This is a genomic window from Psychrobacter halotolerans (assembly GCF_039680845.1).
GTDB lineage: Bacteria > Pseudomonadota > Gammaproteobacteria > Pseudomonadales > Moraxellaceae > Psychrobacter.
Window position 1 is genome coordinate 810847 of sequence record NZ_JBDKWD010000001.1, and the last position, 26476, is coordinate 837322.

At 43.3% G+C, this 26476-nt stretch carries 24 protein-coding genes; 10 read left to right on the forward strand and 14 right to left on the reverse strand.

Annotation, left to right across the window (positions count from 1 at the left end):
- Positions 1 to 17: 17 nt before the first annotated feature.
- The 3 genes from AAJP47_RS03490 to AAJP47_RS03500 form a co-directional block, all read right to left on the reverse strand.
- The gene (locus AAJP47_RS03490) at positions 18 to 575 is read right to left on the reverse strand and encodes a UPF0149 family protein (RefSeq protein WP_346716499.1); all 558 of its coding nucleotides are present in this window, start codon (positions 573 to 575) and stop codon (positions 18 to 20) included.
- A gap of 291 nt (positions 576 to 866) precedes the next feature.
- A complete protein-coding gene (locus tag AAJP47_RS03495; RefSeq protein WP_346716500.1) occupies positions 867 to 1103 on the reverse strand; it encodes a PA3496 family putative envelope integrity protein in 237 nt (78 codons plus the stop codon).
- A 181-nt stretch (positions 1104 to 1284) separates the two neighbouring features.
- Positions 1285 to 2751 carry a hypothetical protein gene (locus tag AAJP47_RS03500; RefSeq protein ID WP_346716501.1) on the reverse strand — a complete coding sequence of 489 codons (1467 nt, stop codon included), beginning with the start codon at positions 2749 to 2751 and terminating at the stop codon, positions 1285 to 1287.
- 437 nt (positions 2752 to 3188) lie between these two features.
- Between AAJP47_RS03500 and serB the strand changes: the two genes are divergently transcribed.
- The 6 genes from serB (at position 3189) to hemJ (ending at position 8765) form a co-directional block, all read left to right on the forward strand.
- Positions 3189 to 4370, forward strand: a complete 1182-nt coding sequence (gene serB / locus AAJP47_RS03505; protein WP_346716502.1) for a phosphoserine phosphatase SerB — start codon at positions 3189 to 3191, stop codon at positions 4368 to 4370.
- A gap of 163 nt (positions 4371 to 4533) precedes the next feature.
- Positions 4534 to 5529 (forward strand): DUF368 domain-containing protein, encoded by a 996-nt coding sequence (locus AAJP47_RS03510; RefSeq protein ID WP_346716503.1) that lies wholly within the window; start codon positions 4534 to 4536, stop codon positions 5527 to 5529.
- 243 nt (positions 5530 to 5772) lie between these two features.
- Entirely contained in the window at positions 5773 to 6174 is a 402-nt protein-coding gene (gene aciT / locus AAJP47_RS03515) for an AciT family ciprofloxacin tolerance protein (protein ID WP_346716504.1), read from the forward strand.
- Positions 6175 to 6351: 177 nt separating this feature from the next.
- Complete coding sequence (locus AAJP47_RS03520) at positions 6352 to 6858, forward strand: SCP2 sterol-binding domain-containing protein (RefSeq protein ID WP_346716505.1); 507 nt, start codon at positions 6352 to 6354, stop codon at positions 6856 to 6858.
- A gap of 225 nt (positions 6859 to 7083) precedes the next feature.
- The gene (gene bioB, locus AAJP47_RS03525) at positions 7084 to 8247 is read left to right on the forward strand and encodes a biotin synthase BioB (protein ID WP_346716506.1); all 1164 of its coding nucleotides are present in this window, start codon (positions 7084 to 7086) and stop codon (positions 8245 to 8247) included.
- 83 nt (positions 8248 to 8330) lie between these two features.
- The gene (gene hemJ, locus AAJP47_RS03530) at positions 8331 to 8765 is read left to right on the forward strand and encodes a protoporphyrinogen oxidase HemJ (RefSeq protein WP_346716507.1); all 435 of its coding nucleotides are present in this window, start codon (positions 8331 to 8333) and stop codon (positions 8763 to 8765) included.
- 134 nt (positions 8766 to 8899) lie between these two features.
- On the opposite strand, the gene AAJP47_RS03535 is transcribed toward hemJ, so the two are convergent.
- Positions 8900 to 9697, reverse strand: coding sequence for a hypothetical protein (locus AAJP47_RS03535; protein ID WP_346716508.1), 798 nt, complete (start codon positions 9695 to 9697; stop codon positions 8900 to 8902).
- Between the two features lie 212 nt (positions 9698 to 9909).
- On the opposite strand from AAJP47_RS03535, the gene AAJP47_RS03540 reads away from it, so the two are divergent.
- Positions 9910 to 12045, forward strand: a complete 2136-nt coding sequence (locus AAJP47_RS03540; protein ID WP_346716509.1) for a WG repeat-containing protein — start codon at positions 9910 to 9912, stop codon at positions 12043 to 12045.
- 115 nt (positions 12046 to 12160) lie between these two features.
- On the opposite strand, the gene AAJP47_RS03545 is transcribed toward AAJP47_RS03540, so the two are convergent.
- From AAJP47_RS03545 to AAJP47_RS03565, 5 genes are all read right to left on the reverse strand, one after another.
- Entirely contained in the window at positions 12161 to 12664 is a 504-nt protein-coding gene (locus AAJP47_RS03545; protein WP_346716510.1) for a hypothetical protein, read from the reverse strand.
- Positions 12665 to 12774: 110 nt separating this feature from the next.
- On the reverse strand, positions 12775 to 13491 hold the full coding sequence (rph, locus tag AAJP47_RS03550; protein ID WP_346716511.1) for a ribonuclease PH: 717 nt from the start codon (positions 13489 to 13491) through the stop codon (positions 12775 to 12777).
- Between the two features lie 281 nt (positions 13492 to 13772).
- The gene (locus tag AAJP47_RS03555) at positions 13773 to 15470 is read right to left on the reverse strand and encodes an AMP-binding protein (protein ID WP_497198679.1); all 1698 of its coding nucleotides are present in this window, start codon (positions 15468 to 15470) and stop codon (positions 13773 to 13775) included.
- 574 nt (positions 15471 to 16044) lie between these two features.
- Positions 16045 to 17772, reverse strand: coding sequence for an AMP-binding protein (locus AAJP47_RS03560; protein ID WP_346716513.1), 1728 nt, complete (start codon positions 17770 to 17772; stop codon positions 16045 to 16047).
- A gap of 346 nt (positions 17773 to 18118) precedes the next feature.
- Positions 18119 to 18295 carry a hypothetical protein gene (locus AAJP47_RS03565; protein ID WP_346716514.1) on the reverse strand — a complete coding sequence of 59 codons (177 nt, stop codon included), beginning with the start codon at positions 18293 to 18295 and terminating at the stop codon, positions 18119 to 18121.
- 274 nt (positions 18296 to 18569) lie between these two features.
- Here AAJP47_RS03565 and parC point away from each other — a divergent pair, with 274 nt between their 5' ends.
- Together parC and AAJP47_RS03575 are read left to right on the forward strand one after the other, a co-directional pair.
- A complete protein-coding gene (gene parC, locus AAJP47_RS03570; protein WP_346716515.1) occupies positions 18570 to 20900 on the forward strand; it encodes a DNA topoisomerase IV subunit A in 2331 nt (776 codons plus the stop codon).
- A 35-nt stretch (positions 20901 to 20935) separates the two neighbouring features.
- A complete protein-coding gene (locus AAJP47_RS03575; RefSeq protein WP_346716516.1) occupies positions 20936 to 21424 on the forward strand; it encodes a hypothetical protein in 489 nt (162 codons plus the stop codon).
- Positions 21425 to 21727: 303 nt separating this feature from the next.
- Here the strand turns inward: AAJP47_RS03575 and AAJP47_RS03580 are convergent, their stop codons facing one another.
- The 4 genes from AAJP47_RS03580 to AAJP47_RS03595 form a co-directional block, all read right to left on the reverse strand.
- Positions 21728 to 22216: a BLUF domain-containing protein gene (locus AAJP47_RS03580; RefSeq protein ID WP_346716517.1), complete on the reverse strand. Its 489-nt coding sequence runs from the start codon at positions 22214 to 22216 to the stop codon at positions 21728 to 21730.
- 265 nt (positions 22217 to 22481) lie between these two features.
- A complete protein-coding gene (locus AAJP47_RS03585; RefSeq protein WP_346716518.1) occupies positions 22482 to 22967 on the reverse strand; it encodes a BLUF domain-containing protein in 486 nt (161 codons plus the stop codon).
- Positions 22968 to 23063: 96 nt separating this feature from the next.
- A complete protein-coding gene (locus tag AAJP47_RS03590; protein WP_346716519.1) occupies positions 23064 to 23606 on the reverse strand; it encodes a BLUF domain-containing protein in 543 nt (180 codons plus the stop codon).
- Between the two features lie 130 nt (positions 23607 to 23736).
- Positions 23737 to 24327, reverse strand: a complete 591-nt coding sequence (locus tag AAJP47_RS03595) for a hemerythrin domain-containing protein (protein ID WP_346716520.1) — start codon at positions 24325 to 24327, stop codon at positions 23737 to 23739.
- Between the two features lie 439 nt (positions 24328 to 24766).
- Here AAJP47_RS03595 and AAJP47_RS03600 point away from each other — a divergent pair, with 439 nt between their 5' ends.
- Positions 24767 to 25606, forward strand: a complete 840-nt coding sequence (locus AAJP47_RS03600; RefSeq protein ID WP_346716521.1) for a Cof-type HAD-IIB family hydrolase — start codon at positions 24767 to 24769, stop codon at positions 25604 to 25606.
- An 18-nt stretch (positions 25607 to 25624) separates the two neighbouring features.
- Here the strand turns inward: AAJP47_RS03600 and AAJP47_RS03605 are convergent, their stop codons facing one another.
- Positions 25625 to 26422 (reverse strand): 3-oxoacyl-ACP reductase, encoded by a 798-nt coding sequence (locus tag AAJP47_RS03605; RefSeq protein WP_346716522.1) that lies wholly within the window; start codon positions 26420 to 26422, stop codon positions 25625 to 25627.
- Positions 26423 to 26476 lie beyond the last annotated feature (54 nt).

Genomic DNA, 26476 nt, shown 5'->3' on the forward strand with positions numbered 1-26476 from the left:
ATGGCTTTTAATCAAATCTAATCGTTGGTATGGAACAATAAAAACAGCTCAGTCAAATTGCCTTCGATGCTATTGGCCATTTGCACAAGCTTGTCTTCGTCCTTACGCATTTCAGCAAGCTCTGGATCTTCTTCATCGATACCGCTTAAGACGATCATAGGCAAGGTCAATACGGCCACGTCTTCTGCCGTCTCTTCATCTTCAAACCAATCGCTGGCTTCATCAGCATACATGGCATCGACAAAGCCAATTGACCAAGCAACGATGTCTGACTCATCTGAAAAATCGACAGCCACTTCTTCATTACCCGCGTCTTCCCCAAATGGCAACTCAATCGGTGTCTCGTTTTTTAGCTCAGCCATGATGGCATCGCGCCAGCGCTTGATACCATCAATGACGTTTTCTGGAATCTCGCTAGTGTGACCTTCAAACAGCGCATCCAGCCAATTGGGTAATGGACGTCCAATCACAGTGGCGGTCAAAAAACCGTGAGCCGCAACACTATCGAGCACAAACTCGCTCTCTTGATTGTCCAAATAGTCTAGTAATTCATCGAAGCTTAGTGGGTTACTCATGATGTCATTGTCCTTAAAAGAGGGATTGCGTCAGTCGCAATAAATGATCAGGTAAAGGTAGGATCGCGGATAATTTGAAAAAAGGCTGTCTGGATAAAAACCAAACAACCAAAATAAGTAAGCATCATTGATTAAAACGGGTTGGTCATAACGGTAGCCATACAACAAATCAGTTACCGTCAGCTTAACACAATCAGATAAAGAGTCAGTACCAAAAAGCTATTATTAAAAGGCTTTAGTCGGCTTAAATGATGCCGCTTTCTCATTCTAAACCGTCACTTATACCCAATATTAAAGGTCATCGTCGTCCCAGTCATCGCCATCTTCATCAAAATTATCGATGTCATCTAAGTCATCTTTTAGCTCTTTCGCCAAACGCTTTTCTTCTAGCAGGTTGTCGATCAGTCGGCGCTTTTCAAGACTGCTTAAGCGCGTACGCACACTCGTCTCAGCCTCTTCAACCATCTTTGCATCATCATCGTCAACAAAATCATCATCAAAATCGTCGTCAATATCAGTGTCACTCATGACAAACTCCTATCGTTTTTAGCAAGGGTATTGAAAACATATCAATATATATATGCCTTATAAAGTCTAAGCTGAATGTTGTCAATCCTTTTTATCACTATGACGTATTTTTTAACCAATACTCACTCAATAATATAGCCGACAATTGTATATTAAATAATCAAGATACTGGCTGTTAATTTTATGATTCGTTATCATGCTCAATCATCAATACCGCGTTACGAACATCTGCTAAGCGTTGTATCATGGCGTCGTTACCCCCATCGAATATGGCACATTCACGTTCATAGACAGTCGTTGGACGCATGACGCTATGGACTTGGACATGATGACTGATTTGTTTGATGCCCGCATTGGGTAATAAGATGAGCATTTGCTCTTTTTTACCGATACTGTGTAATAGCTGCGTCATTGCTTCTGATTGAGCGTCGTCACTGACACCCGCTTTGGCAGGTAATGCAAAGCGTGACAGCTCGATATGTTTATCATGGATAATTTTGTTCAACATTAAATAAAGCTTGCCAAGCATCACGCCTGAAAGCGCCACTTTTGCATGGCTGTTATCCGCCTTTAACAACACACTCGCGCCACTGTCTTCAAAGCGTGGCTCATTCATTAGGCTTACACCCAGCAATAAAGGCTGCTTTAATAGTTCGGTCACGGCTTGGTTCAATAGTTGGGTACAAAGTGCCATATAAGGCAGACGCTGGGCAGGTGCCAGACGCTCAAGCATATTGAATTCATCATGAAAGACAATTTGTACGCGCACACTGTCGAACGATCGTGTGGCTGACAGGCGCGAGGCATTACCAGCTTTAGAAGGCGTACCACTGACACTACTGCTATCGTCTTGCGTACTATCGGCTGTTTGACCCGCTGTCCGCGCTTCGTCGTTCATATCAACTGCGCTTGCGCCAGAACCAGTCACCTCACCTGCCGCGCTCTGATTTTGCTGCTTTCTTAAGTATTGATTGACTTCGCTATGCACATCAAGCTTGCGTACGTTGGGTGTGTCGCCCTCGCTTGTACCCTTATCTAAAGATGCGGCTGGCTCTCTATCCGCTGAGCGGCGCTCAAAATCACGATCATAGTTTCGTGGATCGATTTGCATATATTGTTCACGATGCAAGTTTTGAATCTCACGGCTAAGCGCATTGATTTGCTCTTTGGTTGGGCGCGCCAAGTAACCATAAATGAGCCAAAGTAGTAAATGCAATAGCATAGTACCGATGACAAATGGCCACTGCATAGCGATAATCTCGCCTTTGCTGACATCTTTTAAGGTCAGGGCAACACTACCAATAACCGCATCGTCTTTGGTCGCAATCTGGCGAATGGTATCGCCTTGTTGCATCGGCGCGTTGCCAACTGGTACCAAGATATCGTCATTGTTGTCTTTAATCAGTATGCGTGTCACGTCTTGCTCGCTGGTATAGCGATTGGCAATGACACTGAGGCTGACACGGTCTTTATTTTCTAAAGACAGCCTTGCCTCATCAATCAGCTGGGCGACCATCTGCTCGCCTTTTAACGCACGACTTTTGCTCAGCTGTTGATCGGTACTGATGACCAATAACAGGGTCTGCAAACAAAAACTAACCAGAAGAATAATGGCAAACAACCCTTGCCGCGGCGCTAAATAGGTCATGATATGGTAAACTTTTTCGGATAAGAGAAATTAAAAAACAAGGCTATCGCTCATTTTTTGGCTAATTTAAAAAAACGGTACTGCCTATACCCTATAGACCGTTACTGAAATCACGTAACACTTAGATTACGCAACGTGGTTCAAAGTATTTTTATTTAAAATATATTCTGACTCAAAACAGCGGGTACGCGCTTTGACTGCTCAAAGTCTCATCAACATAATCTGCGTATCCCAGCTACTATATCACCATAATAAACCTTATAGCGTTCGCCGTTTTAGAAATTTATCACAATACGAGTATTCAGTTTTAATGGCTTTTTGAGTGACGGTCGTTGTTTTTAAGCGGTCATGACACTTTGTAGGTCATCTATAGGCGCTGCCCAGTAAAACTGGTATTATTCCTAATCTTATATGAGCATACAAGGGACAATTGAGCCATGCCAAACAATACATCTTATTCGTTACCAAAAGACAGCAAAGCATGGCAACAAGCCGTCGATTCTATTGCGTCACTATTACCAAACGATACCAATTTGCAAGATTTTGATGCGCTACAATCACTCCCTGTTTTTGCCCTAATTGTCGTGCTACCTAATAAAGTATCAACGCTTGATATTCATGAGTATGTGCAGTCGTGGGTCGATGAGCAGCCAAACTGGCATTTGGTCACCGTCGCAGAAGATGCGGATGCCAGTTTTGTCGATCTTGTCGTCTCTGATACCGAGCCGACGGCAGAAAACGCGCAGCGTCTGCCCTTTACCCAATCACAAGTCTTCCGCTATCTATTGGTACCCGTAACCGATACGCTTATGCACCCAGCGAAAAAAACCGCAGCCGCTCACATCATTGATGATCAGCTGACGACACGTTTGCGTCATGACTTAGCCGAAGCGTATAAGAGCGAGACTCAGGCAAATAATGACGAAGTTGTCGATTGCCACATTCTCTCTATCGGTCACATGCTGCGTACCCATAAGCTTGCTTGCTTTGATATGGACTCAACCCTGATTGAGCAAGAAGTCATTGTTGAGCTTGCCAAAACTGCGGGTATCGGAGAAAAGGTTGAGGCCATCACTGAAGCGGCCATGCGTGGTGAGATTGATTTTGATGAATCTTTTGCCCAGCGTGTGGCATTGCTAGCGGGTATCTCAACCGATGTACTCGATGAGATATGTGAGCGCTTAACGCTATCGATGGGCGCTCGCACCACAATCAGTGCGCTAAAAGCACTGGGCTATCATACGGTGCTGGTGTCAGGCGGCTTTACCTATTTTGCGCGCTATATCGCTGAGCAACTGGGCATGGATGAAGTTCATGCCAATGCCTTAGACATTGAAGAAGGTGAAGTGACTGGACAGGTGCAGCTACCTATCGTGAATGGCGCCAAAAAAGCTGCTATCGTCCAGCATACCGCTGAGCGTCTGGGTATTGAGATGTCGCAGGTCGTCTGCATTGGTGATGGTGCCAATGACTTACCGATGATGGGTATTGCAGATTTGGGTATTGCCTATCATGCCAAACCCATTGTGCAGGCGCGCGCCGATGCCGCTGTCAATGTGACGGGGCTTGAAGGTACGCTTTATGCCCTTGGTTATCCGGCGTTTGCCCTGACTAAATAGATCGCAAACGCATAAGTCTCTACCCTAAGCCAGATTAATGGTTGTATCATTGATCTGGCTTTTATATGGTATGACACACGCCCTAACTAACAAGCAAACAAGCAAACAAGCAAACAACACCATTAACTCACCACGTTTATTGTTAAACAATAAAGGATTGTCCATGACGGCATCACAATCACCGCAGCCAAACGAGCCATCAGCGCCACAGCCAATGGATAATAATAGGCATCCAGAGAACACCAATAGTCCAAAGCAACTATTAGGCGTTTATATTAAAGGTATGGCGATGGGTGCAGCGGACATCGTGCCCGGAGTGTCTGGTGGTACCATTGCCTTGATTGCAGGAATCTATGAGCGCTTAATCAACGCGCTTAGTAGCATCGGCCCCAACCTTTGGCAGATATTTCGGCAAAAAGGCGGTTTCAAAGGATTGCTTGCGGTATGGAAAGAGGTTGATGCGACCTTTTTGTTGTTTTTATTACTGGGTATTGCCACAAGCTTTGCCACATTAGCGGGTATTATTAAATACCTACTAGACAATCAACCACTCTATATTTGGTCATTCTTTTTTGGCCTGATTATTGCCACCGTCCTTATCCTATTAAGTGAGATTAAACACTGGAATGTAGGGCGAATTGCCTTGTTTGCATTGGGATTGGTCGCCGCCGTGGTGATTAGTAGCTTGCCCATACTCGCGACAACACCAAGCTTGCCTTATTTGTTTATGGCAGGCGCAATTGCCATTTGCGCCATGATACTGCCCGGTGTTTCAGGATCTTTTATCCTACTGCTATTAGGCGCTTATGACACCGTGTTAGAGGCGGTACATACCCTTAACTTTGCCATTATCTTCACAGTCATGGCAGGTATGGTAACGGGATTGTTATTATTCACGCGTGCGCTTAAATGGTTGTTGTCTCGCTACTATCAAGCAACGTTGGCACTGCTTACAGGCTTTATCGCAGGCTCTTTAGTAAAAGTATGGCCGTGGAAAGTCGATGCGTTAGGCACGCTCAATAGCGATGCAATAACCAATGTCATGCCATGGCAATATCCTACTGGCGCTCATTGGTTCACCACACTAGGGCTTATGCTACTTGGGGCGGTTTTGGTGTCTTTATTGTCTTGGTGGGGCAATCGTAGCAATCGCGTATAAAATAACTCATCAAACCTTTAATCAATCACGTACTCAAACCCTCCGTGAACTTTCCTTTTTAAATACAAAACCAACTGCCTTAGTGATAGGTGGTTGGTTTCATATCTGGCAAAAAAACCCTCAAAATGCGCTAAAAAACCAAACGTCAACGGTTGTCGCAAAGTCGCCTTTACCCTCTTTAGCTTTGTCCAGCAAACTTTCATAATGGCTCTATTGGAATTCACCTTATGAATAGCGAGATGAATGATGTTACTGACTGTCTTTTCTTTTATTGGCCTTGCCACATGGAGTGGTACGGCATTACTTGGTTATGGCGGACTCATAGGCTTGATTATAGCCCTTGGTTTATCGTCACAGCGCTGGCTATTGTGGTATCTATTCGGCGGTATGGCGTATTGGCTAGTGGTCGAAACCATCCAAAGTGTGCTATACACGCGTCCGATGTTGGCTGAGCTGTCGGAGTGGCACAGCTATGTCATTGCCATGGGTATTAGCTGGTTACCGTTGGTGGGCTGGGTCTTGTACCGAGCAATACGCTACGAAGACGTGAGCCGTACGCTACAAGAGCAACGCGCTTTAGAAGCGGCACGTTACAAAGAGCACACGCCTGTCTATGACGACGATTATCAACCCCGTTTCCATTAAGCCAATGACTCAATAACTCAATTGCCGTCATTTGATGTTACAAGATACTTAACGCTCTCTACGTAACTCCTAAAGAATTGACATATATTCATCATTTATAATCCAGCTATGTATTTGTCAATGAAACTGTTATAAAGTACGCAATATTTGCGTCCCATTTTCTTTAGGAGTTCAATTATGTTTACCGTTCCTGTACTAGATATTAAGTCTGATCCATTAGATGTGTTATTGGCAGTGATTGGTTATCGCTTGTCCATGCTGGCCGATAGCGACAATGAAGACGTCAAAGCACTGTTCGCTGATCGTCAAGTCACGATTGAGATTGCCAGTAAGGAATCTGAAGTGGCGCGTTATTTTAAATTTGATAACGGTGAATTTAGCCAGCACGGCGGTCATGCCGAAAAAGCGGATCTAACCATCAACTTTAAAGATTCTATGACAGGCGTTAAGCTCTTGACTAAAGGGGATCTGCCAGCCTTTATGACGGCGGTTCAAGAAGGCAATCTAAGCATTGAAGGCGATTATAGCCTAATGATGTGGTTCAATAAGCTTGCCAAACATATCGTGCCAGCCATTCCAGAAGAATACAAACCTTACATCCAAAAAGCCAAACCTTATGCTTATAAAGCGCAGCAGCTAGCAACTCATTGGATAGGCGTTGCCAAGCATAAACTGGGTAAGTAATAAAACTCACTCACCCAAGCGCAATAATCGTATTTGCTAACGAATAATGGCGACTTGTGTGCGTTATTGTATGGATAATAAATCTTATCCAGCCGTACTCTGTTTTTCTAAAAAGGTTGCGTTATACTGTATCGCAACCTTTTTTATTGTCTCAAAAATGATGAGAGATAATAGTATTTGAATCTATCTGATACGCTCTAACAGTATGACAAAAGGATTTAGACCATGGCAGGATTACTTAGCATCTCAGAACCGAGTGCCAATCACCCCACCGACACCTTCGACAAGCAACTGAATACCAACCCTGATTTTTCGGCAGACCTAGCCGCAGACGCGACCAAAACGAATAAAAACGTCGCTCATCAATATACGCGTGCAGACATTGCAGAGCTGTTCGATTTGCCTTTGATGGATTTGTTGTTAAAAGCACAAACCATTCATCGAGAAAATTTCCCCGCCAATGAAGTACAGATCAGCACTTTGCTATCGATCAAGACGGGCAACTGTCCTGAAGATTGTGGCTATTGCTCACAGTCGGGTCATCATCGCGATACCACCAAATTACAAGCAGAAAAACGCCTAGAGATTGACAAAGTCATTGCCGCTGCCAAACGCGCCAAAGCCACGGGTTCATCACGATTTTGTATGGGCGCTGCTTGGAAACATCCCAGCGCCAAAGACATGCCTTATGTGGTCGAGCTGGTCAAAGAAGTCAAAGCGCTAGGGTTGGAGACTTGCATGACTCTTGGTATGCTCGATACGGATCAAGCCACACAACTGGCCGATGCAGGTTTGGATTACTACAATCACAATCTCGATACCTCACGGCGTTATTATGAGCAAGTGGTCAGTACCCGCAGCTATGATGAGCGTTTGGATACGCTCGCTAATGTGCGCAATTCAGGCATCAATGTCTGTAGTGGCAATATCGTGGGCATGGGCGAGAGCCGTGATGATCGCATTGACTGGGTGCATGAGCTGCTCAAGATGCCAAAAGCGCCCGAGTCGATTCCTGTTAATTTATTGGTGCCTATTGCAGGAACTCCCATTGGTGATCGAGTGCTTGCAGAAGGCCAATTGTCCGTGCTTGAGTGGATACGCACCATTGCGGTGGCGCGTATTTGCTGCCCGACCAGCTATGTACGACTCTCAGCTGGACGCGAAAGCTTGTCGGATTCTGAGCAAGCCTTGGCCTTTATGGCAGGTGCCAACTCGTTCTTTTATGGCGACAAGTTATTGACTACGGGCAATGCCAGTCAATCAGGAGACGACAGACTCATGCGTGAGCTTGGTCTCACCAAGCAATTTGCCGCACCAAGAGCGCCCAAGCAAGTGCCTGTTATGGATGCGATGAGTGGTCATCAATCACAAGTCGTCTTGGCGGAGTAGTTTTGGTTCAAAGCTACCATTATTGAAAAATCTACGTTAAGCTTGCTCGCTCACATAAGTGATGATACATAAGAGACCCTATCATGCCAGATTATTTTAATTGGATTAAAGCGGCGCACATTATTTCGATGGTCTGCTGGTTTGCTGCCATCTTCTATTTGCCGCGCCTGTTTGTCTATCATGCGATGAGCGATGATAAGATCAGTCATGACCGCTTTATCATTATGGAGCGTAAGTTATACCGCGGTATCATGACACCAGCGATGATCGCAACTTGGGTATTTGGTTTATGGATGGTGCTACTTGGCTGGGATGTTTATAAAACCCAAGGCTGGTTACACGTCAAACTATTACTAGTGGTGCTACTGTCTGGCTATCATGGTGCCTGCGGTTTTTATCGTAAAAAACTGATGGACAATCCACATTATAAAACGCATAAGTTTTGGCGTTGGTTCAATGAAGTCCCTGTTTTTGCTTTGGTGATTATTGTTATTTTGGTGGTGGTAAAACCTTTTTAATAAATCATCTAACCACTTATAAAAAAGCGTCCGTCACTTATATGAGTAACGGACGCTTTTTTATTTATTCACTATCACTAGCTTCCCTAATAAGCTTGATACAACCACGCTTATCATAAAAACCGATAATATCCTTAAACGCTTGGCCGCATGATTTGATAGACATTGCTCAAATCATAAACCCGATAACGCGCCGGTTCACGTCTGTTTTCGCCTGCATAGCTGAGTATCAAGGCTTGTTTGGCATTCTCATCGACCCAGCCTACAAACAGCCCACTGTGCTCAACGCGGTTATAGCCGTGATTGATGTAGTAGAGCCAATCACCGACTTCAATCTCATCGCTACGAGCATAAGGCCCTTGACCATAAGTGCCTTTATGAATGGTATCTCGAGTCACCCCTGCTCGATTGAATACGGCATTAAGATAGTCCCAGCAGCCGCCTTTAATAATGGCACGTTCTTCTAGAGCCATCTTACGTGCCGTACTGACCACTTCACGTGCCGCCAAACTACTTTGCGTCTCAGCAGTGCTGAGTAGTGGTAAATACTGGCTATCGACATTGTCATAATTACCAGACAACAGTGAGGGCAGTAATGCAGGCGTTTGCTGCTGTGCTGAATAGCGATACGTTGGTGCTGGCTGCGTGGGATAAGTGCTCGGCTTGATAGTACTGGTAGCTGAGTAAGTGGTGATGGTTGGCTGCGTATTGACAGCATTAGCACGGTAAGTACCAGCACGTTGAATGGTGGAGCGAGTGCTTACTTTGGCGGAAGGTACTGAAGAGTATGAAGGTGAAGCATAATCAGACTGGACGGATTTTTGGGCAATGAGTGCGCTCATACTGTCTGCTTGAGCCTGACCGACCACGCCAAAAGTTAACAAAAACAAACTACACGACGCTGAAACCAACGATAGAGGCGAACACGACATAGGCTAACTCCTTGCCAATAAAATATAAGTGATGGCATAAATGACAACCAAACGTTGCAAGCTTACTTATAAACTATTTCGCTAGGCACCTGCAAGCTTTGTGAATACATTCTCAAAGCCAAATGCACTATAAGAAAACCTTAAGGCCGCCTTACTATTTAAATTTAGTTGAGTTATTATGCGTCTAAACAATAAAAAACTTAGGAAATAGCGTGTTAACGATTAAAAAACTGATTATTGTTTGTCTTTTTATGACTACTTCTATGGTTCATGCCAATGAAGAATGCGTTAAACCGTCAGTGACGGATGCTGCTTATGTCGGCTGTTTACGTGAAGATAAATTAACGGTGGCAACGCTTGATAACACCTTATGGGCTTTGGTCAACGAAAAAGGTGCGCTATTAACAGAATATGCGTTCGACAACGTTGTCGATATTAATGACACGCTATTCGGAGTAGCTCTTGGCAGTAAAAAAGGCATCATCAACAAACAAGGGAAACAGATTTTACCGACCGTTTATGATGGCATTACGCTCTATGACAATCACTACTTTCGCCTAAATCAAGACGGAAAGTATGGCGTGGCTGATCCTCGTGGAAACATTGTCCTACCAGTAGAGTATGATTGGGTCGGCAGTCTAGACAATGACGATAACCGCAATCGGGTAATAATTTCAAAACAGCAAAAAAGAGGGTTGATCGACGAAGAGGGTAATATTGTTTTACCTGCAAAGTATGACCAATTATTTTGTTGTAGAGAGACAAATTATGGAAAAGTTGCTATCGGTAACGACTATGGGCTAATCAGCCTATCAGGAACGCCTTTAACCCCAGTTGAGTATCAAAGTATCAAGGCTTTCTCTTACAAGCCTATGATACTAAAGGCAAAGAAGCAAGGTAAATGGGGTTTAATGGACGTAAAGGGTCATGTTTTACATCCCTTTGAATTTGACCAACTCCCTAGGTTCTACCCCAATGAGGTCGGCGTTGAGAAATTTAAACGAGATGGCAAATATGGCTTTATTAATAACGAAGGTAAGATTGTCTCATCAGCCAACTACGATAGCGTCGATGTTTTTGACGATAACAAATATGAGTTAGAAAATGACAATGTTTACGGCCTTGCTGATACCGCAGGTCAACTTATTGTCCCAGTTGAATACGATAATATCAGTACCGCCGATGAACAAGGTTTGAGAGTGGTCGAAAAAAACAAAAAATACGGCCTCATTAATGCCGCCAGCGAGATCATCTTAGACGTAGAATACGATAAACTGGAATATCCAGATGATGAATCAGGTGTCCGAGTGGTTAGAAAAAAGGACAAGTACGGACTTATCGATCGACAAGGCAGCATACTGATACCTCCTGAATATGATATGTTAATTTGCTGCTATACAAATGGCTACGGCTCTATCGCGAAAGGCAATAGTCAAGGAATTATTGATTCGTCTGGGAAGATATATTTATCTGATGACTACGATTATGAAGGCGTTTCACTAAATGGGCTATTTTTAGTGGTACGTGATGGTTTACAAGGTTTGGCTAATAAAGAACAAAAACTCATTACTCCTATCGTATATGAAGATATATCTCCGTTCAGTGATGACCTATCAGCAGTTCAAAAAGACGGCAAATGGGGTTATATAAATACTACTGGGACACTGGTTATCAAAAACATTTATAACCGTACGCAAGCATTTCATGACGGTATTGCGGTGGTCGAAACTGATAATAAAAAATGGTTTATTAATCAACAAGGCAACAAGGTTTTACCGCTACCCTTTGATACGATTACCTATAACAGTCCTAATCGCTATAAGGTCAGTAAAAACGGCAAGACTGGCATTATAGATTTGAAAGGCAACGTGCTTATACCCCCCATGTACAATAGACTGATGCAAATTGGGACGCAAAGCTACTTTGCGGCAAAATCAAACGTATGGGGTATGATAAGTGCGACGAATAAGGTAATAGTCCCTATCCAATACCATGACATAAAAGAGTTTAGTCTATTTGATAGCGCAACGACAGATAGCATGACAACTACGATGGTAGGATTTTCTAAACCAGGAGATTGGCAACTATACAACGCACAGGGCAAGCGTCTTCATCCCAATAAACTGTTCTCTAAAATCATCACATTGAATAATGACAGTATTGTCGTTCAGTCAGAAGGAAAATGGGGATTAATTGATGCTAAAGGAGAAATAATCATTCCTATAGACTTTGAAGACGAGCCGTTTGATTACGGCTATAAGGATGAATTACATTTTGTAAGCGATAAGCAAAAATTCATTTTCAACAAAAAAACGAAAGAATTTATTCTTATAGAGAAGCTACCTTAATAAATTAAAGCCACAACATAAAGTACACTCACTCAGTATTTCAGATATACGTTACGGTTTAAGCCATTACGTCATTACGTATTATGGTGTTTAAACAATATGCTAATTTTCAATGCTAAGGTCTACCCTCATCATCATTCATCTTAATATTGACGTGACGCTTACTCAACGCTTGACCTTGCAAAATGGCTTTAGCAGCCGTTGCTTCTTGGATACTCTCAAAGCCGCTGATATGGTATTTTTGTTGCCCGTCACCATCGACAATCTGTAATTGCTCACCCACAAGGCTGATTGTATCGCCATCAGTCAAATGAATGTGTTCACGCTTACCCAAGTTATCATGCACCAGCTCGCCCGCTCGCAGCCACAACACACCGCTAGTGATCACCCCTGTCATGGCTTTTTTACGCTGTTGGCGTTGGCGATTAAAAATAAAACTGCCAACGATGAGCAAGGCAAGCGCCCCGATTGCCAAACGTTCAGATAGTAGGCTCATCGCCAAAGCAACTGCGACTGCCCCTACTAGCAGAGCAAAGCCAAACCAAAACAGGCCGTTGTCAGACGCTGGCGGCTGACCTTGTAAGGTGATCTTGGCGCCATCATCGGTCAGCTTGAGCATGAGTGATTACCTATTACCAGATATCTAGTGGTTAAGAGCGTTTATACATGGATAAGCATTCTTAAAAAATCGAGAGCGCGTTGTCGTTCTAATGCGGCCTCAGTAGTCGACTACCAGCCTAAAGCGGTCTGCTGCATTTTGATCAATTCGGCGATGCCTTTTTCTGCCATGGCAAGCATGTCATCAGCTTGCGCACGCGTGAACGGCTTTTCTTCCGCGGTTCCTTGTATCTCAATGAACTCGCCTTTTTGCGTCATAACCACGTTCAAATCAGTATCACAGCTGGCGTCTTCTTCATAGTTCAAATCTAAGTACGCTTCGCCATCTTTCATACCGACAGAGACCGCCGCTACCAAACCAATCAATGGATCGGCTTTGAGTTTTTTGCTTTTTTGAATGCTTTCTAAGGCATCGATCAGGGCAATTGCCGCCCCTGTTACACTAGCGGTACGAGTACCACCATCTGCTTGCAGGACGTCACAATCCAGATAAATGGTGTTTTCACCCAGCTTATTTAAGTCAATCATGGCACGTAAGCTACGCCCAATGAGACGCTGGATTTCTTGCGTACGACCCGATTGTTTGCCGCGTGCCGCTTCACGTTGATTGCGAGTATTGGTCGCGCGTGGCAGCATACCGTATTCAGCGGTAATCCAACCTTTGCCTTTACCTTTTAGCCAGCGAGGAACCCCTGACTCCACACTTGCCGTACACAGGACTTTGGTATCACCAAAGCTGACCAATACAGAGCCTTCGGCGTGCTTGGTATAATGGCGCTCAAAGCTGATCGAGCGAAGTTGGTCAAGATCACGGTTGTCATTACGCATAAAAATCCCTAGTACAATGTTTTAAAAGCAGTCTCACAAAAGTGAGAGTTTGGTCGCCATTTGATGATCCAATTGCCAGATAGCAACGTATGTGCACACTAAAATAGAGAACGATTGGACGTCTTGGCAGACTTAAATATTTGGCTATCCTAACGTGACAGCAGCGCAATAGCAAGATTGTCTCAAGCTATTACGCTGCCATGTCACTCAGATAATGCCCGTAAAAAGCTGAATCAATAATAAAAACGGCTCAACAATTATTCCGACGTCTTTATTTTAATTTATTCTAAGCCTTCCATCTTACGCAATTCTTTACGTAGGATCTTACCAACGTTCGACTTTGGTAATTCATCCACAAACTGTATGTGGCGTGGGCGCTTGTAGCCAGTTAACTGTTTTTTGCCAAAATCTAACAGTTCTTTTTCTGTGACTTCGCCTTTTTTGACCACAAACAATTTTGGCTCTTCGCCGCGCTCCTCACTAGGTACGCCAATCGCGCCGCACTCCGTCACTGCTGGATGCTCACTCATGGCCTCTTCGATCTCATTCGGATAAACATTGAAGCCTGAGACCAAAATCATGTCTTTTTTACGATCCACAATTTTGATAAAGCCTTTTTCGTCCATGATACCGATGTCGCCAGTTTTGAGATAACCATTGTCAGTAAAGGACTCGGCCGTTTCTTCTGGACGATTTTGGTAACCAATCATGACCTGTGGGCCTTTTACGCAAATCTCGCCGCGATCGCCCATAGCGACTTCGTTGCCGTCATCGTCGATCAAGATGACATCTGTACTAGAAGCAGGAATACCAATCTTATTGGTAAATTCAGCGATGGTCATGGGATTAAAGGCAGCCACGGGTGACGTCTCGGACAAACCATAGCCTTCAACAATTGGCAGCCCTGTGATTTTGTGCCACTCTTTGGCCACGCTTGGTAAGACTGACATACCGCCGCCGATAGACGCTTTTAAGTTCGAGAAGTCTAAGTCTGCAAAAGCGTCTTTGTGCACCAAACCATTGAACAAGGTGTTGACCGCAGGAATAAAGGATGGCTTATATTTGCCCATTTCTTTGATCAGTCCATCAAGATCGCGTGGGTTTGGAATCAACAAACCTGCATAACCTTGATACATGCCATACATACCGCACACCATAAATGAGAAGACATGATACAGCGGCAATGCGGTCAAAATAACATCGCTTGCGTCTACATCATCTTCAAACGCACTGTTCATAAGGGCGCTGATTTGCAGCATGTTGGCGACCAAGTTGCCGTGCGACAACATTGCGCCTTTTGCAACCCCAGTCGTACCGCCCGTGTACTGCAACAACGCCACATCGCTTAGGTTCAGATCAGGACGCTTATAATGGCTGGCTGACACCGCATTCAACGCATGCTTGAAGCTCACACTGTCTGGCAAGTTATAAGACGGTATCATTTTTTTGATATGGCGCGCGACAAGGTTGACGACTGTCCCTTTGAGCGTTCCTAACATATCGCCAATCTTACAGACAACAACATGCTTCACTTGCCCTTTGTCTTCTGCTTCTTGATAGGTTTTGGCAAAGTTTTCGACAATGAATAAGGCTTTTGTACCACTGTCGTGTAGCTGGTGAGATAACTCGCGACTGGTGTACAAAGGATTGACATTGACCAGTACCATGCCTGCACGGATGACACCCAATGCCACCACCGGATATTGTAGAAGGTTGGGCATCATTACCCCAACTTTGTCGCCCTTATTCAGTCCTAATGACTGTAAGTAGCTGGCAATTTGACGGCTGTATAAATCCAATTGCTTATAGCTAATCTCAGCACCCATACAGATATAGGCAGTTTTTTGTCCGTAACGACTAAAATTACGCTCAAACACATCAAGTAAAGAGGTATTGTCATCTGGCATATCGATAGTGGCATCAATACCATAGCGCTCATAAGCACCCAACCAAGGGCGATCACTCGCTATTGTTGGCATAGTCGGAAAGGCATTGTCTTGATAGATCTTTTTGCCATTCGCTGCCTCTTTATTCGTATTGTCAGATGCGTTATCTTTGTTGTCAGTGACGGCTTTATCGTTTGCTGTCTCTTGATTGATATCGTCGGTCATAATCTTCCCTAAACGTTACTGTGAAAAACGTAAAATAATATATGAAAAAAACCATTTTTAAGCGTGATCAGTGACAGCAAACGCTTGTAAAAGCACAATGCTAAGTCTCTAATAAGTGGCATAATCGTCCACTAGAATCAAGTTTACGATTACTCTCACCGTTATGGTGTTATCAAACACATGGAGCAAAACTGAAGCCCTTTTGTAAAAAAATACAAAAATAGGTGGATGAGCACTATATCAGTTTTGCTCCAAATTCTCTATCTATACTCATGTCGTTGCCCATCTGCAAAAACATAGAAGACAAAAAATGACAAGGTCGCCTATTAGCAACCTTATCATTTTTCGCTTTTATCATTTATAACCGCTATCTTTATAGCCGCTATAGCTTATAAACGTTGTCGCTTATAAACGTTGTCGCTTGCAGTTATTCATTAGCCTATTAACCGTGTTGCTTTTCTTCAAGCGCTCGTAGATCTTTACGTAAAATTTTACCAACGTTAGATTTTGGTAGCTCATCAATGAATTCAACATGACGCGGACGCTTATAACCCGTTAGATTTTCTTTACCATAGGCGATGACCTCTTCAGCCGTCAAGCTTTTGTCACTACGTACCACATAAATTTTTGGTACTTCGCCGCTCTTCTCGTCCTCAATCCCAATAACACCGCATTCCAAGATTTTTGGATGCACTGACATGGCATCTTCGACTTCGTTTGGATAAACGTTAAAGCCCGACACCAAGATCATGTCTTTTTTACGATCGACAATTCTAAAGTAACCCTCTTCATCCATCACACCGATGTCGCCCGTACGGAAATAACCGTCAGGCGTCATGACTTCAGCCGTGGCGTCGTCACGCTTCCAGTAGCCTTTCATGACCTGCGGGCCGCGAACACCAATCTCACCGCGCTCACCCAGCTCTACTTCATTGCCCGCTTCATCTAAGATGGCAACATCAGTGCCCGGCACTGGCAGACCAATCGTACCGTCAAAAACGTCGCTACCCATTGGCGTCGCAGTGGCGACAGGTGCCGTTTCAGACAGACCGTACCCTTGTGAGATAACGTTGCCTGTCACTTGTTGCCATTGCTCAGCCGTTGCTCTCAGTACCGCCATACCGCCGCCCATTGAAGACACCAGCTTACTGTGATCCAGCGATTTGAACTCTGCATTGTTGGCTAATGCGTTGAACAAGGTGTTGACTGCCGGGAAAAATGCAGGTGGATGCCCTTTGTAGGCTTTGATGAGGCTATCAAGATCGCGTGGGTTGGGCACCAACAGTCCAATACATCCGCGATAAAGTCCGAACATACCGCATACGGTAAACGAGAAAATATGATACAGCGGTAGCGCAGTCATGATGACTGGTTGCTCATTTTTCTTTTCAAAATCATCGAACGCGTCGCCCAATAAGCTATTACATTGGATAAGGTTAGCGACCAAGTTGCCGTGGGTTAGCATAGCCCCTTTAGCCACGCCTGTGGTCCCGCCCGTATACTGAAGGACGGCCACATCATCAAGACTGATATTGGTGGGACGCTTGTATTTTTTGGCTGAAAAGCGGTTCAGTGCTTTTTTGAAGTTAACACTGCCTTTGATATCATAATCAGGTACCATTTTTTTGACATGACGAACCACGGCGTTGACGATAAAGCCTTTTAATGGGCTCATCAGATCGCCCATTGACGCAATCACCACCTGATCGACCAAGTCCTTGCCAATGTCTTCATAAGTTTTGGCAAAGTTTTCCAACAGGATCAGCACTTTGGCCTCAGAGTCTTCTAACTGGTGCGCCAGCTCTTTTGAGGTATAAAGCGGGTTTACATTAACCAAGGTCAACCCAGCACGTAGTACGCCCAGCACAGCAACAGGCAGCTGTAAAATATTGGGCATCATCACGGCCACTTTATCGCCTTTTTTTAGTCCAAGCGATTGTAAGTAGGCGACCACTTGCTTGCTATAGCGATCCAATTCTTCATAAGAAAGCTCGACATCCATGCATACAAAAGCGGTTTTGCCAGCATAGCTAACAAAGTTTGTCTCCAAAATATCGATTAAAGAGGTATTGGCAGGTGGCATATCAATATCGTACTGAATACCAAGCTTTTCGTAAGTTTTGAGCCATACTTTGTCATTGCGACGAGTTTGGTTGCCTTGATTTTCCATAATCCTTTTTCTCCTAGTAATAGTACGCGGTCGTCCACTCACCAAAATAATAACGTGGTAAACATACAAAAACGTAACGTTCAAACTCACCGTCATGGTGAGCAAGGCTATGAGGTTATCGTATGATAAGCGAACGATATGATAGTCAATATCCCTTTTCTAATTAACATACACACTTTGTACAGACTACTCAATACAAAAGATTGTTACTTGCGTTCGCAAACTGGGTTGACGTGCAACAATATTGCCTATATCGCCTTTATTTACTCCCCATTTTTACGCAAATATTCATACTTTTTTGACGATTATTTATGACTGTTAAAGGCCGTAGCAAGCTCAGTCAAGGTCACAAAGTTGCGTCGCGTACCCTCTTTATCCCTGTTTGGCTGACGGGCCCGTACACTACTCGCCAGTTTTGTACCATCAATATATCGCCAATCATTAGTATATTCACTTTGAACAAATCTAGCATGTCATCGATATTACTGATGCCGACATTGAAGTCACCATCGGTCAGCATCATAAGTAAAATGATAAAAAATATTTAGATTAACGATACTTATTAACGTTACTTATTAACGTTACTTATTAACGTTACTTCACTTATTTTCTAAAAGCCATTGAATCACGCATTGATCGAAGTACGGTGCGATGCGATATAAGCACGTCATGCATTGTCGTCTATTGTGACTTATACCTTTTTAATTGTGCCAATATCCTTTACGATAGCACTATTCTTATTGTCTATTTGCGCCATTTATTAATACCTATTAAAACTCAAAAGCGAACCCTATTTTATGTCCGATGTTATTGATCATACGATCGACCCAATCATTCCCAACGAACCTATGGATACCCGCTCGGTGGCAGAATTCACCGAGCAAGCCTACCTCAACTATGCCATGTACGTCATTATGGATCGGGCGTTGCCCAATATTGCTGACGGTCTAAAACCGGTACAGCGCCGTATCGTCTATGCCATGAGTGAGCTTGGCTTAAAATCCTCTGCTAAGGCAAAAAAGTCGGCGCGTACGGTTGGTGATGTGCTGGGTAAATATCACCCGCATGGCGATAGTGCCTGTTATGAAGCGATGGTACTGATGGCACAGCCATTCAGCTACCGCTATCCGCTGATTACTGGTCAAGGCAACTGGGGCAGTCCTGACGATCCAAAATCCTTTGCCGCCATGCGTTATACCGAAGCCAAGATGTCCGCTTACGCCAATACCTTGCTCGCTGAGCTTGGACAAGGCACGGTCGACTGGCAAGACAACTTCGATGGTACTTTGCAAGAACCAACCACCTTGCCTGCCCGCCTGCCTAATATCTTGTTAAATGGCACAACTGGTATCGCCGTTGGTATGGCGACCGACATACCACCGCATAACTTAAATGAAGTGGTACGCGCGGCTATTCGTTTGCTCAAAAACCCTGAACTGTCCGTCAAGCAGTTGACCCAGTCGATACCCGCCCCTGATTTGCCAACGCCAGCTGAGATCATCACCAGTAAAAAAGACTTACAGTCGATGTATGAGAGCGGCCGTGGCAGCTATAAAATGCGCGCAACGTTCCATATCGATAGCAAAGAGAAGAATCTTGTCATTATCGATGCCCTGCCCTATCAAGTGTCAGGAAATAAGATCCAAGAGCAAATTGCCAAGCTCATGACAGACAAAAAACTGCCGTGGATTACGGACATTCATGACGAATCTGATCATGAAAATGCTTGCCGTATCGTGCTTGAGCTGCGCTCCACGCGCGTCGATGTCGAACGCGTCATGAGTCATCTATTTGCCAGCACGGATCTAGAAAGCAATTACCGCGTCAATATGAATATGATCGGCCTAAACGGTAAACCGCAGGTCAAAAACCTCAAAGACATCCTAGAAGAATGGCTCATCTGCCGCCGCTCTGTCGTCACGCGCCGCTTGCAGTATCGCTTGGATAAAATCGATAAGCGTTTGCACATTCTTGCAGGTTTGTTGATTGCGTATCTTAATATTGATGAAGTGATTCGCATCATTCGGGAAGAAGACGACCCAAAATTGTCGTTGATGCAAGGTTATGACTTAACCGACATCCAAGCCAATGCTATTTTGGACATTCGCCTGCGCCAGTTAGCAAAACTAGAAGAGATTGAACTGCGCCGCGAGCAAGATGAGCTGGCGGCCGAACGCGCGGTCATCCAAGAGTATTTGGACAATCCAGAGAGTCTAACCAATCTGATGATTGAAGAGCTCACCGCTGATATGAAAGAACACGGTAACGAGCGTGTGTCACCATTGGCAGAACGCGAAGAAGCGCAAGCATTAAAAGAGTCTGATCTGGTGCCAAGCGAGCCTGTGACCGCTATCCTATCAAAAGCAGGCTGGATTCGCGCTGCTAAAGGCCATGACGTTGACGCCGCAGGTATGAGCTATCGTTCAGGGGATAGCTATCAGGCGCACGTGCGCGGTAAATCCAATGAGAAAATCTACGTACTCGATAGTACGGGACGAAGCTATAGCATTGACGCGCACAACCTTGCCTCTGCCCGTGGTCAAGGCGACCCACTCACAAGCGTATTGAAGCCACCAGCAGGTGCCAGCTTTGAGCAATTATTAACTGGTGACGATGCTCAGCGCATCATTCTTGCCAGCTCAGCAGGTTACGGATTTATCAACACCCTTGGTAATTTGGACAGCAATCAAAAAGCAGGTAAAAACATCATTACGTTAACAACTGACAGTCGCTTGCTACCAGTTGCGCGTATCGATGCGCCAGTAGAGATGAGTGATAATAGTAGTGACAATAGTAGTAATAATACGGAAGGTGGAAGCAGCCTTGTAAAAGTGACACCTGACCATCTCGCTGTCGTCACCAACGCCGGCTATCTATTGATATTTGCGCTTGATGATTTGCCTGAACAGGCACGCGGTAAAGGCAATAAACTGATCAAATTAAAAGAAGGTGAAGAGGTACTGGCTATCACCCCACTCAGTCAACAAGACAGCTTAATCGTTACTGCTGGCAAACGTCATGTGACGCTAAAGCCAAATGATTTGGCAAACTATACAGGAACGCGTGGTAATCGCGGTGGGCAGTTGCCAAGAGGGTTTCAGAATGTGACGAGTGTTGAGGTTAGTTAAGCAAAGTTAATTGCTATCAAAATTTGGAAGCGCACATGGTAAGTTATTTTTGGGAAATGATTAAAATAGAGACCTTAGTCAATGGTATAGCTCTTCTTATAGTAGTATGGCTTTTTTCTAAAATAAAAGGCTATCTTGGGAAAGCTCCTCTATTGTTTAAAAGTTGTCAAAGATTATTCCGCAAGAAAACACTTATTAGAATAAAAGATAATCGTCATGACGACCGCCACTACTTATATGAATTACAGAAATCTCAAAACTGGTTCATTACCTTCTCGTTTGTAATAATAATAAATTTTTTATTCTTACTAGTTAATGGTATTTTGAATTCTTCAATTTGGTTATTTCTTGTACTTATGACTCCGTCTTTCATCATTGAAATAATATGGTTAAACAAAGTTAGTTACGTTGAAGACTTAAGAATCTATCAGAAGGATAATTTAGAATGGAAAAAACGTAAGAAACGCAAAAACGAACGTAGAAACAAAAATAATATGGGAAACTTAAACGATTCTGAGATCTAGTATGAAAAAGAAATATGCATGTGGTTATATATCAATACTTACATTAGATTTTTCGAGCTAAAATAATTTTTTATAATTGATCTAGAGTGCGTTCCACGTATGACTGTAAGAGAATATTACTGTTACATGGAGCGCGCCTATAACACTAAATAAATCAACTATCTAATCTATAAATGGTATTAAAAGGCTAACCAAAAATGGAAACCACCAAATCTCCTTTATCGGTCAGATTTTGAAAGAGTAAACCATTGAGCCTTTATTTAACTACTCCACCAGCAATTACTAAAAAAACGGCACTTCAATTTAAATAACATTATTAATGTGAAACTCTTTTTCCCCAAAAATTGATTTTAAAAAGCTAGCAATTTGCGTTGTTTTCATCAGATAGGGATTGAAATCGGAACCCGCCGAAAAGCTTTTTAACGCATGCAATTCGTCTTCAGCGCTTGATGTTAAATATTTGATCAAAAACCCATCCCATCGCCGTGTTTCTATCTCCTCTACATCAATAACATGAGGTAAGACTTCCAAATATTCACCAATTATCTTAGCTAAAGCATCATTGATAGCAGGTCTTGACCCTTGAACATTTTGGATAAAATAATTTTCATTAAATACAAGGGCTGAGGTTATGCCAGTTTCTTCAAAATATCTTCGCCAGTGCTCGAGAGCACGAGTCAATGCCATTCCTGAATTTGCTTCGGTTTTTTTGGCGATATACGTTAGGCTAATGAGAATATGCTCGCCACTCCTATTCTTCACTTCTGGTTCAAAATCTGTAGTTGCCTGCATAAACGATCCAATTAATAAAAAGGTAATTTGATGTAATCTTCAAAATACGTCTTAATCAACAATACTTTGTTGTTTGATTAAACCTTATTTTCAATATCGACTCAAGCGTCGCTAAGAAACTTTCTTATATTTCAATCTTACCTTATTTCAATCGTGCGATAGCAATCATTGAACCTTTTTATTATCCAGCTGTAGTGAGTTACTTACACTCATTCTAACTTGATATCACTTTCCAGAGCTTCATTGTAGAAATGAGCAGGTTACATTAAACCACTGCCTCAACTTGAGGTTCTTTTTCTTCAAAAATCGCTTTTATCAAACTGATGATTTGCGTCTGTTTCATGAGATAAGGATTAAAATCTTCACCTGCCAAAAAGCTTTTGAGCGTCAACGCGATACCGTGACTGCTTGGCGCTAGGTACTCGATTAAAAAACCGTCCCATCGGCGTCCCTTAATCTCCTTAACTTCTACAACGTTGAGAGCAACGCCTGGATACTCGGCAAGCAACTGAGCGAGTACTTCATTGATGACTAACCTTGATCCTTCAATGTTTTGAATAAAGTAGTTGTCATTGATCGCAAGTGCTGAGGTGACGTCTGTTTTTTTGTTGCTAATTCGCCATTTCTCAAGGGTACGAATTAACTCTATACCATCATTTTTTCCTTTATTTTTGCCAATGTATGTGAGACTTATTAGCGTATTTTCGCCACACTCATTACCATTTGGGGAATAGTTAGTATCATTCTGCATAAAGAATCCGATAAATAAAATTTGATTTTAACCTAAAGCATTGCTTAAAGAAGTGTTTGGCAAAAATATTCAACGAGGATTGGTCAAAAACCCAACTTATATTTTACTCTCACTTTCAGATAACTTTGAAATAACCGCCCTTGAGTCTGCATCGAATGCATTCTTTTCAAAGACCGATGTCATAAAATTTGCAATTTGAGTTTGACTCATGAGATAAGGATTGAAATCGGCGCCTGCTGAGAAGCTCATCAGCATATTTTCTTCATCCTGTGCTTTTGACGTTAGATATTTTATCAAAAAACCATCCCATCGGCGCGACGCTATTTCTTCAACATTTATGACCTGAAGCAAAAGATGTGGACGCTCATTAATCACTCTTGCCAAAAACTTATTGATATCATATCTTGATCCTTCGAGATTTTGAATGAAATAATCATCATTAATGGCAAGTGCTGAGGTTATGTTGCTCCTCTCATTATTTCTTCGCGCTTTTTCGAAAGTACGAACCAAAAAGATCCCTGAATTTTCTTTGCTATTTTTACCAATATACGTCAGGTTGACCAGAATAGAGTCGTCTCTACTCTTCTCTTCAAACGTCCCACTGTTTTCTTCTAGCAAATGATTGATAATTTTATACATAAAAATCTCGATTTATAAAAATTATGTTTATTAATATACCCTTTAAAATAAATTCTACTCAACGATAATTTTGGTATTTGGCTGTTTGTTTTGTAACCTTTGACTGTTGATAGATAATAGTCGAGCCACTTTAATTTAGCCCCAAAATAGGAATGACGAGATCCTCTTCATCAGTCAGATGTTGCGAGAGTAACTCACTCACATTGACCAAGGTATGATGCAATTGCTCAGCAAGTGCTTTGTCTTCACTCTCGCTGTTTGCTAACTGGCCATTCAATGCTTGTAGCTCATTTAGTAGCGTATCCAAATGCACATGATCACGGTCTAATATCTCAAACCCTGCTTTTAGCTGCGGATACATACGAATGAAGGTTGGAAAATAAGCTTGATCCTCGATATTGTGATGGTGATGCAATTTCATAATATATTGATTAATCCGTGGTAGGATTTGTGAACGATACGCTGACCAGTCAAAATCATTGACTCGGTACGCCTCACTGATTTGGGTAAGAATACGCTGACGTTTGCGTATATCGGCATGAATATTGAGCCAGCCTGAGGTTTTATAGACATAAGCTGCCTCGAACCAGTCAGTAGGCGGCAGCTGCTCATATAAAAACAGCCAATCCGTCTCAAGCCGACTCTCAGGATGGCGCGGTGACAGACCAGACACCTGATTTGCTGGGCCTTGCGAGGTTACATTATGATTAGAATCAGCCATGGTGTTATCCTTATAGTTCATTTTCACTTATGCTATCTTTTTGACTTTGACAACCGTTTCAATAAAGCGGTTTTAATAAAAAGTACGACATCAAAAGTAGCATAAAGTATTCGTTAGCCATACTAAAACCTATGGGCTAAATATTTAGGACATATATAGAGTTAATGATAAAAAAATCAACTTTTTGTTTACCCACTCTACAACGAGGCAAGATAGAAATCACTATTTGATTGTTGTGTTACACAAAGCTGCCAAAATCTTATCATTTTTCGTTTATGAGTCTGTAGGATAAAGCAAATAACCATCAATGACACAGCTGACTTGCAATAACACAGCTGATTTGCAATGACGCAACTGGCTTGCGATAACACAACTGTTAACAGTACCGAGCGGTAGTTAACAAACCATCACCATAAAAAATAAACCACAAAGGATACGCATGTTTATCGTTGATAAGGCCGATACAGCCACTATGAGTCCTACCCTCCCTGCACCCAAAATTATCTTCTTTGATATTGACGATACTTTGAGCCGTAACGGTATTATCGCTGAGCACAACAAAGCCACTCTTGAGCAGCTTGCTCATACTGATATCAAACTGGTGATTTCAACTGGACGCTCCAAAGCCATATTGCCAGCAGATATTTTAGCACTGCTTGATGCAGGGGTTTTGGATGCGATTATTTGTATGAATGGTCAATACAGTTTTGATCGCAGTGGCATGATTAGTCATTATCCTCTCACCGCTGAGCAGACGGACAAGATTGCCTACCTATGTAAGCAAAGTAAGCTGATTCATAAATTTGACTCAGCAACCCATATCGTTTGGTCAGGTGAAAACGAGCGCTTACGCGACTACAATGCAAGAACGCCCAACTCTTTCGTTGACCCAGATTACTATAAATCAAACACCGTCTATCAGTGTTCGGTATTTTTCAACAGTCAAGAAGACAAAATGCAAGACGTCGATTTTGCAAAAGATGAGTTAAAGCTGGTGCATTGGCATCATATCGGTGCTGATATTTTACCGATTGACGCATCCAAAGCGCGCGGTATCAAAGACATGTGCCAGTATTATGGTGCCGATGTTAGCGAGTGTATGGCGTTCGGTGATGGTATGAACGATCTTGAGATGTTTGATTTGGTCGGATTTGCCGTAGCGATGGGTGATGCCCAGCCCGCTTTAATAGAACGGGCTGACTTTATTACTGGGACGATCGAAGAGTTCGGCATACAGGCGGTGCTTGAACCTTTCTACGCCACCGCCTCTATAAAATAAAAGGGGCTAAAAAAACCATCAAGGCATCGTCAAACCGCCATCGACCGCGATAGACTGCCCAGTGATAGCCGCGCTCAAATCAGACGCCATCAATAGCACTGAATTGGCAAAGTCAGCGACTGACGTCGCTTGACGCAGCGGCGTGGTGGTTGCGATATAGTCAAATACTTCTTCCGTCGTCAAACGGCTGGCATCAGTGGTCTTTAGCAACCCACCTGCTAGTAAGTTAACGCGAATACCGTATTGCCCAAGCTCAGCGGCTAGGTTGCGCGTCAGCCCAATCAGTGCCGACTTGGCAGTGGTATAATCGTAATAGGTGACCACCGGATTGTAGACAAGGTTGGTCGATATATTGATGATTTTGCCCATCTGCTGCGTTTTCATTTGTGGTATTACGGCTTGCACGGTATTGACCGCACCTTTGACAATGCCGTCCATCTGCTGCGAGAAGTGCGACCATTTAACTGTCTCGATACTGGTGTAGTCAGCGCTTGGGTTAAACTGGTAGCTTGGCAGCGCATTATTGACCAATATATCGATACGGCCATATTGCGCCACCACTTCATCCGCCATCGCCTGCATCTGTTCAAGCTTAGTCACATCTGCCTGATACGAAAACGCTTGCCCGCCTGCTGCGACAATGTCATTGACTACCCTGCCTGCCGCCTCTTTACTACTCAGGTAGTTGACGCAAACAAGAGCGCCCGCTGCTGCCATTTGCTGAGCAATCTGTGCCCCAAGACCACGACTGGCACCTGTGACAATAACGACTTTATCCGTGAGTAAAGCGGGTATAACTGAGTGACGCTGGGTCATGGTATGGCATCCTTTATTATGGCAGTAAGGTTAGTATGATAAGGCTTATCGCTT

Coding starts and splice junctions, on each gene's coding strand:
- AAJP47_RS03555 (WP_497198679.1), bottom strand. CDS start 15,470: ATGCCAACAATAGCGAGTGATCGCCCTTGGTTGGGTGCTTATGAGCGC.
- AAJP47_RS03545 (WP_346716510.1), bottom strand. CDS start 12,664: ATGCTCAAGCTGACCGATGATGGCGCCAAGATCACCTTACAAGGTCAG.
- AAJP47_RS03585 (WP_346716518.1), bottom strand. CDS start 22,967: ATGCAGAATGATACTAACTATTCCCCAAATGGTAATGAGTGTGGCGAA.
- aciT (WP_346716504.1), top strand. CDS start 5,773: ATGATGTTACTGACTGTCTTTTCTTTTATTGGCCTTGCCACATGGAGT.
- AAJP47_RS03590 (WP_346716519.1), bottom strand. CDS start 23,606: ATGTATAAAATTATCAATCATTTGCTAGAAGAAAACAGTGGGACGTTT.
- AAJP47_RS03575 (WP_346716516.1), top strand. CDS start 20,936: ATGGTAAGTTATTTTTGGGAAATGATTAAAATAGAGACCTTAGTCAAT.
- AAJP47_RS03565 (WP_346716514.1), bottom strand. CDS start 18,295: ATGATGCTGACCGATGGTGACTTCAATGTCGGCATCAGTAATATCGAT.
- AAJP47_RS03500 (WP_346716501.1), bottom strand. CDS start 2,751: ATGACCTATTTAGCGCCGCGGCAAGGGTTGTTTGCCATTATTCTTCTG.
- AAJP47_RS03560 (WP_346716513.1), bottom strand. CDS start 17,772: ATGGAAAATCAAGGCAACCAAACTCGTCGCAATGACAAAGTATGGCTC.
- AAJP47_RS03605 (WP_346716522.1), bottom strand. CDS start 26,422: ATGACCCAGCGTCACTCAGTTATACCCGCTTTACTCACGGATAAAGTC.
- AAJP47_RS03595 (WP_346716520.1), bottom strand. CDS start 24,327: ATGGCTGATTCTAATCATAATGTAACCTCGCAAGGCCCAGCAAATCAG.
- parC (WP_346716515.1), top strand. CDS start 18,570: ATGTCCGATGTTATTGATCATACGATCGACCCAATCATTCCCAACGAA.
- AAJP47_RS03510 (WP_346716503.1), top strand. CDS start 4,534: ATGACGGCATCACAATCACCGCAGCCAAACGAGCCATCAGCGCCACAG.
- rph (WP_346716511.1), bottom strand. CDS start 13,491: ATGCGTAATGACAACCGTGATCTTGACCAACTTCGCTCGATCAGCTTT.
- bioB (WP_346716506.1), top strand. CDS start 7,084: ATGGCAGGATTACTTAGCATCTCAGAACCGAGTGCCAATCACCCCACC.
- hemJ (WP_346716507.1), top strand. CDS start 8,331: ATGCCAGATTATTTTAATTGGATTAAAGCGGCGCACATTATTTCGATG.
- AAJP47_RS03535 (WP_346716508.1), bottom strand. CDS start 9,697: ATGTCGTGTTCGCCTCTATCGTTGGTTTCAGCGTCGTGTAGTTTGTTT.
- AAJP47_RS03600 (WP_346716521.1), top strand. CDS start 24,767: ATGTTTATCGTTGATAAGGCCGATACAGCCACTATGAGTCCTACCCTC.
- AAJP47_RS03490 (WP_346716499.1), bottom strand. CDS start 575: ATGAGTAACCCACTAAGCTTCGATGAATTACTAGACTATTTGGACAAT.
- AAJP47_RS03580 (WP_346716517.1), bottom strand. CDS start 22,216: ATGCAGGCAACTACAGATTTTGAACCAGAAGTGAAGAATAGGAGTGGC.
- AAJP47_RS03520 (WP_346716505.1), top strand. CDS start 6,352: ATGTTTACCGTTCCTGTACTAGATATTAAGTCTGATCCATTAGATGTG.
- AAJP47_RS03495 (WP_346716500.1), bottom strand. CDS start 1,103: ATGAGTGACACTGATATTGACGACGATTTTGATGATGATTTTGTTGAC.
- serB (WP_346716502.1), top strand. CDS start 3,189: ATGCCAAACAATACATCTTATTCGTTACCAAAAGACAGCAAAGCATGG.